The following is a 15,705-nucleotide window of genomic DNA, read 5'->3' as shown; positions in this document are numbered from 1 at the left end:
GTACATCGTAATCAGCCTGCTCAGGTGCGAATAACACTTATCACGCATCTCCACCCACTTGTACCAATTGCCCGTTGTTTGCTAAAAACTTGCCTTCTAATCAGGCAGGTTTTTATTGCAGCGTTCACCTGTTGCATAACACTGTGTCCCAGCAAGAACTTATCTACCTTATTAACAGGAATAAACAGAATGAAAAAATACTTAGTGCTATGCTGGTTGTTTGTTGCTCCTGCTCTGGGGTGGGCAAATGAAAGTGCAGATCTGTCGCCAGCGCAGCTAAAACAGTTGCTGGTTGAAGTTAATGAGCTGCAAAATAAGGTGCTACTGCAAAATTCTACGATAGCGGATTTGAATAAGTTATTTGCCCGCTATACCGAAGACTTTGAATATATCCATGAAGTTTACGGCGGCACCTATAGCCGTCAGCATCTATACAAAAACTACGCCGCGCACATTAAAGACGGTAAGTATAGCCGCACTGACGCGCGCTATAAAATTGTCACTATGATTGTCGGGCTAAACGCCGTTGCGGTTGAACGGCAGGAGGTTCACGCCGGCGTGACATCTCATCACCTAACAGTGTTCGAATTTCGCGCCGATAAAGTGTCGAGAATTATTGAGTACTGGAAGTAAGGTATGAAAAGCAGCAACGTATAGAGCTCGGAAGATGAACACACTGTCGCTATTCAATTTTTAGGTGCTGGCGCAGCTACGGTTAATAGCCTTCCGCACCTTCTTCATAACAAAAGCGGATGCCGCTGCTCATTTTGCAGCGTATTTTTGGCTGTTCTGGCTCGCCTGTGATCACTTCAACGGCTTTTTTCACGATAGCGATATCGGCTTCAAGCCCGAGTTGACCGAACAGCAGATCTTTATCCTGTATCTGATTCTGCTCCATTAACGGCCGGTGGCGCTCTTTATGGTCAAAAATGGCGTTGTCAGCGACGATACCTAACACGGTACAACCATTGAGAAAAGTTACAGCAGTAAAACCTAAAACCAGAAGGCAGCTGCGAGGTATTAAAGGCATTTTGCATTCCTATTGCATTTAAGGCCGCTACAATAAGTTTTTCCATTAATTTTTACAAGATGTAAACATAGAGATGTGCTTACTCTGCACCGTTCAGCTTTGTTACTTCAGCATCAAAGCTGCCTGAAGCAAGTTTAACTACTACGTTATCTCCGGTTTTTAACTGGCTGCTATCGGTTACCACCTGTTGTTTCTCATCAAAAGTAATACTGTAACCACGTGCCAGAGTGGCCAGCGGGCTTACAGTGTTTAGCTGGCTACCTAATTGAGCTAAGCGTTGTTTATGTTGCTTTAACTGCTGTTGCTGCGCTTGTTTCAGCCGTTGCTCCAACTGGCTAATATATTGCTTTTGTTGGGTAAGCACCTTGCCAGGGGAGAGCTGGCGTAGGCTTTTGTCCAGATACTGCTGTTGCTGCTGCGCGCTTAATACGTTGCGTTTGATGCTGGCGGTTAAGCGTAGTTGCAGCTCATCAAGCCGTTGCTGTTGCTGCTCTAAACGGCGTTTCGGGTGCAGGGCCAGTAAACGCTGACTCAGATTTATAAGCTTTGGTGCTACCTGCTGCATACGGGCACGCTGCGCCTGAATAAGTGCGCTGCGCAGGCGGCTGATACGCTCCAGTAAATGCGACTGATCGGGTGACACTAATTCCGCTGCAGCAGAGGGGGTTGGTGCGCGCACATCGGCAACAAAGTCGGTTAGTGCAAAATCGATTTCATGACCTACGGCGCTGACAATCGGAATGGGGCAGGCTGCTACAGCACGGCATAGCTGTTCATCGTTAAAGCACCATAAGTCTTCCAGCGAACCGCCGCCTCGGCCAATAATCAGCACATCAACTTCATTGCGGCGTATCGCTGTGCTAAGCATATTCCTAAGCTGGGCAGCTGCGCTGTCACCCTGCACCTGGCTGGGGTAAATTATCACTTCTATACCCGGTGCGCGGCGCTTTAATACGGTAACAATATCGCGCACAGCGGCGCCGGTGGGTGACGTTATCACACCAACGCGCTTTACCTGAGCAGGCAGCGGCTTTTTACCCGCCGGATCAAACAAGCCTTCTGCCTGTAATTTGGCTTTTAACTGCTCAAATTGTTGTTTTAGCAGGCCAGCACCAGCACTTTCGATAAATTCGGCCAGTAACTGATATTCACCGCGCGGCTCGTACACGCTGATACGGGCGCGAATAAGCACCTGCTGGCCATTTTGTGGCCGAAAGGTACTGTTACGGTTAGCCATTTTAAACATGGCGCATTTTACCTGGGCAGCGCTGTCTTTTAATGAGAAGTACCAGTGGCCACTGGCTGCAGCAACAAAGTTAGATATTTCGCCTTGCAACCACAGCGTTTTAAACTGTAGTTCAAGGGTTAAACGCACTTCACTGTTTAAACGCGATACGGTGTAAATATCAGGGTTTTGCATAAGTTGTATAGTTTTGGCTGCTGCTACTTTTGTGCCTAGCGTAACATAAAACAAAAAAAGCTTTGTGATACGCGTGCAAAACCGTTAAAATTGCGCCGCAACATTCCCTATCTTTTCAGCCACAGCGAGATTGTTGCAATGCTCAGGATCAAACAAGAAGCCCTTACCTTTGACGACGTGTTACTGGTACCGGCGCACTCTAGTGTTCTACCTCACACCGCCGATTTACGCACCCGACTGACTAAAAGCATCACGCTGAATATTCCTATGGTATCTGCGTCTATGGACACAGTAACCGAAGCCCGCTTAGCCATTGCGCTGGCGCAGGAAGGTGGCTTAGGTTTTATTCATAAGAATATGACCATTGAAGAGCAGGCAGCCAACGTTCGCAAAGTGAAAAAGTACGAAAGCGGTGTGGTGTCTGATCCGGTAACGGTTGGCCCGGATATGACGATCCGCGAAGTGCAGGCGTTAGCACAGCAACATGGTTTCTCGGGTTTTCCGGTGGTGGATGCCAGCCATAATCTGGTGGGTATGTTAACCAGCCGCGATATGAGCTTCGAAGCAAATAACAATGAAAAAGTCTCCAGCCTGATGACACCACGTGAGCGTTTAGTCACCGTGCTGGAAACTGCGCCGCGTGAAGAAGCGTTTAAAAAGATGCACCAGCACCGCATTGAAAAAGTGCTGGTAGTAGATGAAGAATTTAAACTGAAAGGCTTAATCACGGTACGTGATTACTACAAAGCTGCCAGCAAGCCTAACGCCTGTAAAGACGAGTTAGGCCGCTTGCGCGTTGGTGCTGCAGTGGGTGTAGGCCCGGGCACTGACGAACGCATTGCAGCACTGGTAGAAGCCGGTGTAGATATTCTGCTGATTGACACCTCGCATGGCCACTCGCAAGGCGTGATTGACCGCGTTAAACACACCCGTGCCCAGTACCCGGATTTACAAATCGTGGCCGGTAACGTGGCCACCGCTGAAGGTGCCAAAGCCTTAGCTGAAGCCGGTGCCAACGCGGTTAAAGTGGGTATTGGCCCAGGCTCTATCTGTACTACCCGTATCGTAACCGGTTGTGGTGTGCCACAAATTACTGCCATTTCAGAAGCGGTAATGGGCGTGGCAGGTACCGATGTCACCATTATTGCCGACGGTGGTATCCGCTTCTCTGGTGATATCGCCAAAGCCTTAGTCGCTGGTGCTAACTGCGTAATGGTGGGGTCAATGTTTGCCGGCACTGAAGAAGCGCCGGGCGAAGTTGAGCTGTACCAGGGCCGTTACTATAAATCTTACCGCGGTATGGGGTCACTGGGCGCGATGGCGCAGCGTAATGGTTCGTCAGATCGTTACTTCCAGGGCAGCAACAATGCCGAGAAGCTGGTACCGGAAGGTATTGAAGGCCGCGTAGCGTACAAAGGCCCGATGGAAAACATTATTCACCAGCAAATGGGTGGCCTGCGCAGCGCCATGGGCTTAACCGGTAGCCCGACCATTGATGATTTACGTACCAAGCCTGAGTTTGTGCGGGTAACTTCCGCCGGTATGGGCGAGTCGCATGTGCACGACGTGCAGATCACCAAGGAAGCTCCTAACTACCGTTTAGGCTAAACAGTTTCGGTTTCATCGGCTGGCTCACCCCAGCCGCTTTACTTTTTAAAGGTCGCTATGAACAAAAACATTCATCACCACCGCATCTTAATTCTCGACTTTGGTTCGCAATATACCCAGCTGATTGCCCGCCGCGTGCGCGAAATCGGCGTGTACTGCGAGCTTTGGGCCTGGGATGTCACTGAAGCGCAAATTCGTGAATTTAACCCAACCGGTATCATTTTGTCCGGTGGCCCGGAAAGCGTGCATGAGCATAACTCACCGCGCGCACCAGAGTACGTGTTTAATGCCGGCGTGCCGGTATTAGGCATTTGCTACGGCATGCAGACGATGGCGGAGCAACTGGGCGGTAAGGTGCAGGGCTCGGATCTACGCGAGTTTGGTTATGCGCAGGTGGAAGTGGTTGCTGAAAACGACCTGTTTGCCAAAATTGAAGATCATGTCGGCAGCAACGGCAATGCACTGTTAGATGTATGGATGAGCCACGGCGACAAAGTAGTGCAAATTCCGCAAGGCTTTATCACCTGCGCCAGCACCAGCACCTGCCCGCATGCAGGCATGGTAGACGAAGCGCGTCAGTTCTATGGCGTACAATTCCACCCGGAAGTCACCCACACCCGTCAGGGCCTGCGTATGCTGGAGCACTTCGTGGTGGATATCTGCGGTTGCGACAAGCTGTGGACACCAGCATCGATTATTGAAGATGCAGTTATTCGCTTAAAACAGCAAATTGGTGACGATCAGGTTATTTTAGGCTTATCCGGTGGCGTGGATAGCTCAGTGGTCGCGATGTTATTGCACCGTGCTATCGGCAAAAACCTGACCTGCGTGTTTGTTGATAACGGCTTGCTGCGCCTGAACGAAGGCAAGCAGGTTATGGATATGTTTGGCGACCATTTCGGCCTGAACATTATCAAAGTCGATGCTGAAGAGCGTTTCTTATCAGCACTTGCCGGTGAGAATGAACCGGAAGCCAAGCGCAAAATCATCGGCCGTGTGTTCGTTGAAGTGTTCGATGAACAGGCGCAAAAGCTGGCTAACGCCAAGTGGCTGGCGCAGGGCACCATTTACCCTGACGTGATTGAGTCTGCCGGCTCTGCCACCGGTAAAGCACATGTGATTAAATCGCATCACAACGTCGGTGGTTTACCGGAGCATATGAAACTGGGCCTGGTAGAGCCGCTACGCGAACTGTTTAAAGACGAAGTACGCAAAGTCGGCTTAGAGCTTGGTCTGCCGTACGACATGCTGTACCGTCACCCCTTCCCGGGGCCAGGTTTAGGTGTGCGGGTACTGGGCGAAATCAAAAAAGAATACTGCGATATTCTGCGCCGCGCTGACGCCATCTTCATTGAAGAGCTGCACAAAGCCGAGTTATACCATAAAGTCAGTCAGGCGTTTGCCGTGTTCCTGCCGGTGAAATCAGTAGGGGTTATGGGTGATGCCCGTAAGTACGACTGGGTAGTATCACTGCGTGCAGTAGAAACCATCGACTTTATGACTGCGCACTGGGCGCATTTGCCATACGAGCTGCTGGGTAAGGTATCTAACCGTATTATCAATGAGATCAACGGCATATCCCGTGTGGTATACGATATCAGCGGCAAGCCACCAGCGACAATTGAATGGGAATAACAGGTATTCAAACCTGATTAAAAAAGGCGCTCCGGCGCCTTTTTTGCTGTTATATTTTTAACTTAAGCCAGCATGCTGTACTTTTTGTGATGACAATAATTATTGGAGGCAAATGAAAAACTCCGCAGTGCTTGAAAGAATTAACAAGGCCAGAGAAGCTGAGAAAGCAATCAGAAACTCATTTATAGAAAGGGAATTTAAAACTGATCTTGTCAGGAAGATTAATCATCTCGTTATAGATGACGTTCATGTGGATGAAGCAGCGCTTTCTCAGTTTGGCTGGACATCTATTTATACCGAAGATAATGACGGATATTTAGATTCAGAAATTGATTTACTAATAAACTGGTGCAAAGAGCAATCCTTAGATCCTGTATTTGTTACATCCCCTGCCAGAATAAGAGCTGGCGAGAACAGTAAAGTGCTGGTGATGGAGCTATGTTCTCCAAGTCCTGAAATATTTATTGCAGTGCAAAGTGGGGATTGGATGTTTGATGAACTATCTGCTCTTGCACAACAACGCTTGGCTGATTGGCGGTCTGATGTCTATTTTACGGCATCGTTGGACTTTTTAATTTTGTTAGAGCATGGAGCATACGGTACCACTACAATCTGCGGTCCGAAAAGCTTGATAGAAATGATAAAAGCGGAAACTGCACATGGGTTGTACGAATGGAGTTTCGGCACAGTGCCTAAAGCGAACAAGGGTAGTGCTTTTCCTAAAGCCTGAATTTTCATGCTGATTAATGTTGCTGCGAATTTTTAAAGGGAAGCCTTTACTTAATGAGGCTTGTGAAGGGTTTTATGACCACAGTCGCTGATTTGTATATTGCGTATCAAAGTAAGTTAATTTACTCATGCTTGGAAAATTTCAATGTCATGGACGTGATGGGAGGATATGCTGGCGGACAGTATGCCAAAGATAATAAATTATGGTGGGCAGCCTCAATAGACTTTTTATATAGAAACCTAAAGTCAGGTTTAATTGAAGTTGACACCTGTCCCGGAGATTTCCATTACGAAAATATCAACACTTTGTGTGGGCATTGCATGGAGATAGGTCCGAATCAGAGTGATCTTGCCATCTACATCTACTTTTGTGCTTCTGATGTCCTGGATGGGCTGGTGTCAAAATATGCGATGAAAGATTGGCAGTATGTTAACAGCCAGGTTAATCGGGACTTTATGAGTGAGGTAGAAAAAATTTATACTCGCTCGAATGTCGGATTTGATAGACAGCTTTCGTTTTAGTGCTGCCACTTCATTAACAATTCTAAACAGGAGTTCAGAATGATCCCTGGCGTTGCAGATTACGCGGATGAACTCAATTCACTATATGATGTGGTTGGTTTTGCAATTTGTGGGCTATCAGATGGCTGTAATCAAGCTAACTGCTTAGTCTACAGGTTTCTTGATGAATTATTTGAAGATGACAATCATCCTTATATCTCTGGTGAGCCCGGTTGGTCAATTATCCGGGTTAGCTTATTAACTTTTGAAGATAAATACAGTTATTCTCCTTTTGTGGGTAAGAGTTTAGAAAGCCTGTCAGCTTTAAAAAATGCAGGTGAAAAAGAAGCCTACTGGATAGATAATGTGAACAGCAGTCAGAGAGAAACGGTAGTTAACAACCAAACTTTCTGGTTAGCTGTTAGAAATAGTCTTATTGCTTTTCGTCAGCTGCACCCTGGTAGGGAAGATGAAATTGATGAAGGTTTCAGACGTTATGCTGAATTTCTTCTTCCCGAAAGCCCAAGTCCGTGAAGATTGGCTATATTTCGCCAAAGGTTTTCTAAAGTTAAGTAACAATTACTAACTAGCATTGGGTAAATCCACTGTGCACTCTCTATAATCTGCTAACCAACCGCTGTTGAAAACTTTTATGACTGCTTTTACTAACCAGATTGGCCAGATTGCACTGACAGTTAGCGATGTTAATACGGCGCTTGGCTTTTATCGCGATATCTTAGGCTTGCCGTTTTTATTTCAGCCCTCACCGCAACTGGCGTTTTTACAGGCAGGCGCTACCCGGCTGATGCTCAGCACGCCGCAGGGCGCTGGGGTAGTGGGTGCGAACTCGGTACTGTATTTCAGCGTTACGGATATCAGTGCAACCTACGAGGCAATAGTTGCCAAAGGGGCTACGGCCGAACGCGCGCCGCAATTAGCGGCAAAAATGGCGGACCATGAATTATGGCTGGGGTTTCTGCGTGACCCGGATGCGAATCTGGTGGGGCTGATGGAAGAAAAAGCCCTTACTTAATTCGTGTTTTGCAGGCGTTTACTTAGCTCCCGTGAGACTTGTTCTGCTAATGGTTGATGCTGCTTATGCAACAAATGATACAACTGGAACGGGCCTATAGTGGCTGCTGTTTTGTTGGCGTTAATCAGCGCGGGAGCTTGCAGCAAATCACTTTCTATCCACAACAGATAGTCCACTTTACCGCCATTAAACATCACAATGATGTTGTTCCAGTCGCTATTAAAATAGCGCTTAGCCTGAATGTCGTTGGTAAGTAGCTGTAAAGTTGCATCCTGGGTTGGTACTAAAATGCGTTGCTTGGGGTTTTGCAGTACAGCGTCATCACAAGGCAGGCTTTGCTGGCAATACAATACAACCTGCACCGTGTCTAACAGTATGACAGGCAGCGTGTTGTCTAAACTGCGCAGCAAGGGTGCTAATCTGGCAACGTCGCCATCAACCAAACCATCGTTAAGTAACTGCAACGCTCTGGCACCTTCAGCCTCCTGAAATGTCAACTGATAGCCTAGTTCACCATAAACCTGCTGCAACAGCGGTATTAGCACTGTTTTACTGGCCGGATGGCCGGAATGGCTGAAAACCAGTTCTTTTGCCGAGGCCGCAAAACTGATACAGAGCAGGCAGATAAAACTGAGTTTAGTCAGCATAGTTGGCTCCATCACTTTTTATGGCTACAGTATAAGCCACAGTTAAACAACAGTAGCGGTGGAGCATAAACTAAGCCGTTTATTGCCCAACTTAGAGCAGTTATGTTATGCGTAATGTAAAACAGCTTAACTTCAGTATTGTGATTAACGCGCCGGTACAAACCGTCTGGCAGCGCATGTTTTCGGATGCAGGATATCGCAGTTGGACCTCGGCATTTTGTGAGGGATCATATTTTAAAGGTAGCTGGCAGCAGGGCGAAACCATACGGTTTTTATCGCCGTCGGGCGATGGTATGGTGGCTATCATTGCTGAACATAAACCGCTGGAGCTTATGTCGATAAAGCATCTGGGTTTTATTGTTAGCGGAAAAGACGATTTTAGTAGTGACAATGTCACCAGCTGGGCGCCAGCTTTTGAAAATTATTACTTTCATGACACCGATGGTGTTACAGAGCTTAGGGTAGAGCAGGATATTGCACCGGAGTACGAGCAATATATGCAGGACACCTGGCCTCTGGCATTGCAGAAACTAAAAGCCTTATGCGAGCGTAACGAAAGGCTTAATTGAAGTCTTACGAAGTAAATAACGCTGTACTTTTTCACCTGCCCGACAGCAAACAGATTTCAACAAATAATTAATAAATCACTATTCAGCCTCGTGCTAAACACTTAGTATAAGCCTGTTATTACGTTATATTGTAGCCAGATCTGGTACAATACTAATGATGGTTAATTGACTGATATGAGATTTGAGCCTTGTTATCAATATTACTTGTAGATGATGACCGCGAATTTACCGACGTTGCCAGTCACATCATCGACTTTTTAGGGCATACCGTGTCTGTTGCGGCCAATCTGGAAGAAGCCAATGAATGGCTGCAACACAACAATTTTGATCATATTCTGCTGGATTTCATGCTGCCTGATGGCAGCGGTATCCACTTGATGGACAGAGTACAGCAGCTGTTTCCGGTGCCGAAAGTGACCTTTATTACCGGCCACCCATCGGTTAAATCAATCATTGCTGAGCTATGTGGGCCCAAAGTCGATTATTTACTTAAACCTATTCAGCGTGAAGCGCTGGAGCAGGTGCTAAGCCCAGCCAAAGCTAAAGTCAAAAAAGCTGCCGCAAGCGAAGTTAAAAAGCACTTTGATTGTCTGATCGGTGAGTCTGAACCGATGCGGCAGCTGTATACCATGATAGAACGTGTCGCAGCGTCAAACGCCAATGTGATGCTGATGGGGGAGAGTGGCGTAGGAAAAGAGGTTGTCGCGTCTGCCATCCATAATGCCAGTAAAGTTGCAGGCCAACTGGTTGCGACCAACTGTGGTGGCTTGTCAAAAGAGCTTATCAGCAGTGAGCTGTTCGGCCATGAAAAAGGCGCTTTTACCGGTGCTGTTGCACAAAAAGCGGGTGTGTTTGAACGGGCACAGGGCGGCACATTGTTTCTGGACGAAGTAACTGAAATGCCGCTGGATATGCAGCCGAATTTATTACGGGTACTGGAAACGAAGAAAATTATCCGTGTTGGCGGTAGCAAAGAAATCGCTGTCGATTGCCGGGTAGTTTCGGCGACGAACAGAAGCATGCAGAACATTGCCGAACAGAATATTCTGCGTGAGGATATTTATTTTCGCTTGGCGGTGTTTCCGATAGAGATCCCGCCGCTGCGCGAACGGTCTGAAGATATTCCGTTGCTGGCAAAAGCGTTTTTAGCCAATTTAAATGAAGAAAATAATACTGACTATCGCTTAACTGACGCACAGCTGCAGCGCCTGGCCAGCTTTGATTGGCCGGGTAACGTCAGGGAGCTACGCCACACCATTCACCGCGCTTATATCATGAGCGATCCGGCGAAAAAAGAAATTGAGCTGCCAGCCTCTTTTGCATCACCCTTTTCGGCGGTTAAAAAGGAGCAGACAGGGCTGACGCCGGGTAAAACGATAGAGGAAGTTGAAAAAGAACTGATTTATCTGACGCTCAAAAAAGTAAATGGTAACAAGACATTGGCGGCCGATATGCTGGGTGTTAGTGTTAAAACTCTGTATAACCGCTTAAATGCGTATGGTGGCCTGGGCGAGTTTAGCTAAGTTTGCAAACGGGAGGTAAGACGGATGGCTGACATTACACCGGAAAGAATAGCACAACAGATCCATGATATCCGTAAGCCGCTAAACCGAATCTCAATGCAGGCTGAGCTCATCAAGCTGGTGCTGGAAAATAATTTACCACCGGAGAAAGCGATAGAGGCGGTGGATAAAATACTGCAGTCCTGTCAGGACTGCAGTATTTTACTGCAAAGCCTGGTAGACACCTCACCGTGATATCCCAACTAAGGAATTAATAGATGCCAAAACGTGTATTTGACAGCGCGCGTGCCAGCTGGTTTTTGTTGGGGGCTGTCATGATGTGTCTGATCGCTTTCAATGGTTATCTTGCTGTCAGTTCGATTAAAGAACTCAGTAGTACTCAAACCAGCCTGACCAACACGGGTGACATTATTACCAAGCTAAACAATCTACATTTGTCAGTGTTGTCTGCCGAATCTGGTCAGCGGGGGTATTTATTAACAGACGACGAATTATATCTTGAGCCTTATCAGGAGGCATTGCTGCAGGTAAGAGCACAGGTTGCTGATGTTAAGACTATACAGTCTGAGATGCCGGAGCAGCAGCTGCGCATCAACGAGATCGTCCGTCTCAGTGAAGCTAAAATAGCCGAGCTTACAGAAACGGTAGAGTTAGCGCGGCAAAATAAAGAAGCGCTTGCGCTGAAATTGTTAAGAACAGACCGCGGCCAAAATATCTATATGGAGCTGCGAAATTTATTTGATGTAGTGGGGCAAACCGAAAAATCCTATCGTGAAAACTTATTTTTACGGCTGTCAAAAGGCCGTAAGGATGCATTACTGAATTTTATATTGTCAGGTGTCATGAGTAGCGTGCTGGTTGTGCTGATGCTGTTTCTGTCTTTTATAAACGTCAGGAAAGAGCGCAAGTACCTGGACGTACTCGAAATGCAGAATGAGAATTTAGCAATCAAGGTTGAGGAACGTACTCAGGAGCTGCGCTTGTATTCCGAGGAGTTGAGTAGAAGTAACAGAGAGCTTGAAGATTTTGCCTTTGTTGCATCGCATGACCTGCAGGAACCACTGCGCAAAATTCAGGCATTTGGTGACAGGTTAGAGTCGTCTTTCAGCCAGGATTTAGGCGAGCAGGGGCTGGACTATCTGAAACGGATGCGCAATGCAGCCAACAGAATGTCATTGCTTATCAATGATCTGCTGGATTTCTCCCGTATCAATACCCGCGGCAGAGACTTCGCCGACACGGACCTGAATGAGGTCGTTAATGATGCGCTGGACGATCTTGAAATCGCTATACAGGAAAGCGGCGCTCAGGTAAATACCAACACTTTGCCTGTTATTCAGGCGGATAACAGCCAACTGCATCAGCTGTTTCTTAATTTGCTGTCAAATGCGATTAAGTTTCGCAAGCCGGACACCGCGCCGGTTATTAACATTACTGTGGGCATTCACGAGCCAAACATTATGCAACAAGCCATCTGCGACAACTGGTATCATATAGAATTCAAAGATAACGGTATTGGCTTTGCAGAGGAATATGCTGAAAAGATTTTTACGCCGTTTCAGCGCTTGCATGGACGCTCAGAATACAAGGGGACCGGAATTGGCCTGGCAGTGTGCCGGCGCATTGTTGAGCGCCATCGCGGGTTAATTTACGCATCAGGTGAGCCAGGTACCGGCTCTACCTTCACTTTAATTTTGCCTGCCGATGCCACACCATTTGGCAGCAAAGGAGACTAAATATGCCACTGACTAAAGCCCGCCCCATTACTATCCTGATGGCGGATGATGACGAAGACGATCGTTTGTTAACACAGGATGCGCTGCGCGAAAGCCGGGTGCTGAACTCACTGTATTGTGTTGAAGACGGTGTTGAACTGCTGGAGTATCTGCGTAAGCAGGGTAAATACGCTATCGGCGCACCATGCCCCCGGCCAAGTTTAATTCTGCTTGATTTAAATATGCCGCGTATGGACGGCAGAGAAGCGCTGCGTGCGATTAAAGATGATGAGAATTTGCGTGGTATTCCGGTGGTTATATTGACGACCTCCAAGCAAGAAGAAGATATGGTAAGGGGTTATAATCTGGGCGCGGCGTCTTACATTACCAAGCCGGTTAACTTTGATGGCCTGGTTGAGCTGATGCGTACTTTGGGCAAATACTGGGTTGAATTTGTCGAGTTGCCAGAACAAGACGATGACTGAGTTATTAAAGCCGGTCGTTCGGGCCAAAATTCTGTTGGTTGAGGATGATGAAGATGACTACATTATTACCCGCAGTCATCTTGATGAGTTAACATCGCTCGACAGTCAGCTGACCTGGGTTACCAATTCCACGGATGGCTTGCAGAAATTGACCGAAGGTTACTTTGATGTGTGCCTGCTGGATTATCAGCTCGGTGCAGAGACCGGCTTGTCATTACTGCAGCAGGCCGTTGCTGCTGGTATTTCTACACCCATTATCATGCTAACGGGGCAACCGGATAAACAGCTGGATTTACAAGCACTGGAATATGGCGCAGCTGATTTTCTGGTGAAGAGTGAGCTGACCGAAGCCCGCTTTGCCAGAGCCATACGCTATGCATTAAGCCGGCGCGAGTTTGAGCTTGAACGCCTGAACCGGATGCAGCTTGAAGCTGATAACAGGTCAAAAGACCGCTTCCTGGCTCACTTAAGCCATGAGCTCAGAACGCCGCTGTCGTCGATACTGGGCTATACCGAGTTACTGCTCGAATCGGATACCGCAGAAGAAGCGCGGCCCGAATTAAATATTATTCTGAATAACGGCAAGCATCTGCTCAGTTTGCTGAACGACATATTAGATCTGTCTAAAATTACTGCCAACAAGCTGGAATTGCGGCCTGAGCCAACCAGCCTGCGCCATATTTTGCTCGATATCTATACGCTGCTTAAAGTAACCGCAGTTGATAATGGTCTGACGTTAACGGTTAATTCGTTGACCAGTCTGCCTGTGCTCATTACGGTGGATGGCACCCGTTTACGTCAGGTACTGATAAATCTGATCTATAACGCTATTAAGTTTACAGATAGTGGCGGTATTACGGTTGATTTGTGGGTGCAAAAAGCTGACGGTAAAGAAATGCTGTATTTTCGCGTCACAGATACCGGCGTCGGTATACCTGCCGGGCAGCTGAAAGATATTTTTGCGCCCTTTATGCAAGTTGAGGATTACCTGACAAGGAAAAAAGGCGGCGCTGGCCTGGGGTTAGCTATTTCAGCAGAGCTGATCCAGCGTATGGGCGGTAGCATAGATGTTGTGTCTGAAGAGCGAAAAGGCAGCGTCTTTACCTTTTGTGTTGACCCGGGGGATATTAGCGATACCCAACGCTGCTATTTTAATCCGGAGCAACGGCTAAATGATGGTCACAACAGACAGGATAAAATAATGCTAAGCGGCGAGGTGCTGATTGTTGACGACCTGGCAGACTTACGCAAACTGGCGGGTTATTGGGTTAAAGCTGCTGGCGCCAGTGTAGATTTCGCTGAGAACGGCTCACAGGCCATTGAGAAGGTGAAACGCAAGCTTGATTCGGGCAGCAGTTACAGCCTGATCCTGATGGATTTGCATATGCCGGATATAGATGGTCGTGAAGCCACGTCAATGATCCGCTCGCTGGGGTATCAGTATCCAATTGTTGCTCTGACTGCAGCCATGGCGAAAGACATCAGGCAGCAGTTAGCAGGACTAGGATTTAACGACGTACTGTCCAAACCGATAACGAAACATCATCTGTATCGCACACTGCGCTCCTATTTAACCGGGCCGACAGTGGTAAAGCCTGACGTGCAACCCGCAGAGAAAAAGCTGCATTTTCTGGTGGTGGAAGACGACGCAGAAGCTGCGCAGCTGATGCAAATTTTGCTCGAAAGCCTGGGGGTAACAGCAACGTTGGCGCAAAGTGCGGAAGAGTGTATGCAGCTGTTAGCATTGCATCATCACTTTGACCGCATTCTACTGGATATGGGGCTACCCGATTGCAACGGCTTGCAACTGGTTGAACGTATAGAGCACAGTTATCCGGAAAATGTTGTCATTATTGTCAGTGGCCATGATTATGAACCGGCTGTATCGTCCAGCGCTATAGTACAGCAAAGCATTGTTAAGCCGTTGAGCAAACAAACCCTGAATCAGATTGTGAGCACATGCCGTTGATTTTTAGTGAGTTAAATGAAGTGAACTGAGCTGTTCATTCAGTTTGGGCAGTGTAAATAATTCCTACTGCTATGTTGGTATTACACTTTTTTAACGCCCTAAGATTAGCTGCACCTTGCATGCTTTTATTGTAACTTATTGAAAAGATTGAAATTAATTTTATCCTCCTTACTGGCATAAAGCTTGTAATAAGGTAACTGACTCTGGCCCAACGGGCTGTTAGTTATTTTGTGCATTTTATGGAGGCTACAATGAAAAAATCTTATCTGGCTGCATTAACGGTTTCTGCGCTTTTCCTTTCCTCTGCTCATGCTGCTCCGGGTGATGAAGTTGACCATATGGGCATTTATGTCGGCGCTGGCTATGGTTTACTGAATGTTGATGGTGACGATGAAGATTTTGACCGCGAAGACAATGCTACCCGCATTTTTGCCGGTGCCCAATTTAATCAGGCTATCTCGTTAGAAGGTGGCTATATCGATTTTGGTAACTATGGTAACAGCGTATTTAACACGGATTTAGACGGCTACATCTTAGCGCTGAAAGCCGGTTTACCGGTGTCAGACCGTTTCACTGTGTATGCGCAGGGCGGTAATATCTGGTGGAAAGCTGATATTAATGCAACCGATGATAATGATGATGTTGACGGTTCGGATATTTTCTACGGCGTTGGTGTTTCGTTTGCACTGACAGAGAATTTAGATTTGCGTCTGGATTACACCCGTTTCGATGTTGAGTTTAACCGTGATGAAATAGGCATTCTGGCTGAAATTGACAACTTTGACACTAAAGTCGACTACGCCAGCTTAGGTATCCAGTATACGTTCTGATTTGTTGTCTC

Annotated in this window: 17 protein-coding genes; 14 read left to right on the top strand and 3 right to left on the bottom strand. The window is 47.2% G+C overall.

Features of this window, described 5'->3' with window-relative positions; genetic code table 11:
• Positions 1 to 189 precede the first annotated feature (189 nt).
• Entirely contained in the window at positions 190 to 633 is a 444-nt protein-coding gene (locus tag AC5SV9_RS06890) for a hypothetical protein (protein WP_475147439.1), read from the top strand.
• Positions 634 to 715: 82 nt separating this feature from the next.
• Here AC5SV9_RS06890 and AC5SV9_RS06885 read toward each other — a convergent pair whose 3' ends face one another.
• Both AC5SV9_RS06885 and xseA read right to left on the bottom strand, forming a co-directional pair.
• Entirely contained in the window at positions 716 to 1,030 is a 315-nt protein-coding gene (locus tag AC5SV9_RS06885) for a hypothetical protein (protein ID WP_475147438.1), read from the bottom strand.
• A 79-nt stretch (positions 1,031 to 1,109) separates the two neighbouring features.
• Entirely contained in the window at positions 1,110 to 2,450 is a 1,341-nt protein-coding gene (gene xseA / locus AC5SV9_RS06880) for an exodeoxyribonuclease VII large subunit (protein ID WP_475147436.1), read from the bottom strand.
• 138 nt (positions 2,451 to 2,588) lie between these two features.
• Here xseA and guaB point away from each other — a divergent pair, with 138 nt between their 5' ends.
• From guaB to AC5SV9_RS06850, 6 genes are all read left to right on the top strand, one after another.
• The gene (guaB, locus tag AC5SV9_RS06875) at positions 2,589 to 4,058 is read left to right on the top strand and encodes an IMP dehydrogenase (protein ID WP_134057646.1); all 1,470 of its coding nucleotides are present in this window, start codon (positions 2,589 to 2,591) and stop codon (positions 4,056 to 4,058) included.
• Between the two features lie 57 nt (positions 4,059 to 4,115).
• On the top strand, positions 4,116 to 5,693 hold the full coding sequence (gene guaA, locus AC5SV9_RS06870) for a glutamine-hydrolyzing GMP synthase (protein WP_475147435.1): 1,578 nt from the start codon (positions 4,116 to 4,118) through the stop codon (positions 5,691 to 5,693).
• Positions 5,694 to 5,805: 112 nt separating this feature from the next.
• A complete protein-coding gene (locus AC5SV9_RS06865; RefSeq protein WP_475147433.1) occupies positions 5,806 to 6,423 on the top strand; it encodes a hypothetical protein in 618 nt (205 codons plus the stop codon).
• A 74-nt stretch (positions 6,424 to 6,497) separates the two neighbouring features.
• Complete coding sequence (locus tag AC5SV9_RS06860; RefSeq protein ID WP_475147431.1) at positions 6,498 to 6,944, top strand: hypothetical protein; 447 nt, start codon at positions 6,498 to 6,500, stop codon at positions 6,942 to 6,944.
• A 39-nt stretch (positions 6,945 to 6,983) separates the two neighbouring features.
• Positions 6,984 to 7,457 (top strand): hypothetical protein, encoded by a 474-nt coding sequence (locus tag AC5SV9_RS06855; RefSeq protein ID WP_475147428.1) that lies wholly within the window; start codon positions 6,984 to 6,986, stop codon positions 7,455 to 7,457.
• Between the two features lie 118 nt (positions 7,458 to 7,575).
• On the top strand, positions 7,576 to 7,956 hold the full coding sequence (locus AC5SV9_RS06850; protein WP_475147427.1) for a VOC family protein: 381 nt from the start codon (positions 7,576 to 7,578) through the stop codon (positions 7,954 to 7,956).
• Here the strand turns inward: AC5SV9_RS06850 and AC5SV9_RS06845 are convergent.
• Positions 7,953 to 8,603 carry a hypothetical protein gene (locus tag AC5SV9_RS06845; RefSeq protein WP_475147426.1) on the bottom strand — a complete coding sequence of 217 codons (651 nt, stop codon included), beginning with the start codon at positions 8,601 to 8,603 and terminating at the stop codon, positions 7,953 to 7,955. The two genes, AC5SV9_RS06850 and AC5SV9_RS06845, sit on opposite strands and share 4 nt — an antisense overlap.
• 107 nt (positions 8,604 to 8,710) lie before the next feature.
• Between AC5SV9_RS06845 and AC5SV9_RS06840 the strand changes: the two genes are divergently transcribed.
• The 7 genes from AC5SV9_RS06840 to AC5SV9_RS06810 all read left to right on the top strand — a co-directional run bounded on the left by AC5SV9_RS06840 (position 8,711) and on the right by AC5SV9_RS06810 (position 15,694).
• Positions 8,711 to 9,172 (top strand): SRPBCC family protein, encoded by a 462-nt coding sequence (locus tag AC5SV9_RS06840; RefSeq protein ID WP_475147423.1) that lies wholly within the window; start codon positions 8,711 to 8,713, stop codon positions 9,170 to 9,172.
• Between the two features lie 188 nt (positions 9,173 to 9,360).
• Positions 9,361 to 10,695, top strand: a complete 1,335-nt coding sequence (locus AC5SV9_RS06835; RefSeq protein ID WP_475147421.1) for a sigma-54-dependent transcriptional regulator — start codon at positions 9,361 to 9,363, stop codon at positions 10,693 to 10,695.
• Between the two features lie 24 nt (positions 10,696 to 10,719).
• The gene (locus AC5SV9_RS06830; protein WP_475147419.1) at positions 10,720 to 10,929 is read left to right on the top strand and encodes a histidine kinase; all 210 of its coding nucleotides are present in this window, start codon (positions 10,720 to 10,722) and stop codon (positions 10,927 to 10,929) included.
• A 23-nt stretch (positions 10,930 to 10,952) separates the two neighbouring features.
• The gene (locus tag AC5SV9_RS06825) at positions 10,953 to 12,431 is read left to right on the top strand and encodes a sensor histidine kinase (protein ID WP_475147417.1); all 1,479 of its coding nucleotides are present in this window, start codon (positions 10,953 to 10,955) and stop codon (positions 12,429 to 12,431) included.
• 2 nt (positions 12,432 to 12,433) lie between these two features.
• Positions 12,434 to 12,895 (top strand): response regulator, encoded by a 462-nt coding sequence (locus AC5SV9_RS06820; protein ID WP_134057632.1) that lies wholly within the window; start codon positions 12,434 to 12,436, stop codon positions 12,893 to 12,895.
• Complete coding sequence (locus AC5SV9_RS06815) at positions 12,888 to 14,864, top strand: response regulator (RefSeq protein WP_475147414.1); 1,977 nt, start codon at positions 12,888 to 12,890, stop codon at positions 14,862 to 14,864. The genes AC5SV9_RS06820 and AC5SV9_RS06815 overlap by 8 nt, the downstream gene beginning before the upstream one ends.
• A gap of 251 nt (positions 14,865 to 15,115) precedes the next feature.
• Positions 15,116 to 15,694, top strand: a complete 579-nt coding sequence (locus tag AC5SV9_RS06810; RefSeq protein ID WP_475147413.1) for an outer membrane beta-barrel protein — start codon at positions 15,116 to 15,118, stop codon at positions 15,692 to 15,694.
• Positions 15,695 to 15,705: the final 11 nt, after the last annotated feature.

The organism is Rheinheimera sp. ATLC3, from assembly GCF_059429535.1.
This window is presented reverse-complemented; position numbering and strand designations above follow the sequence as displayed.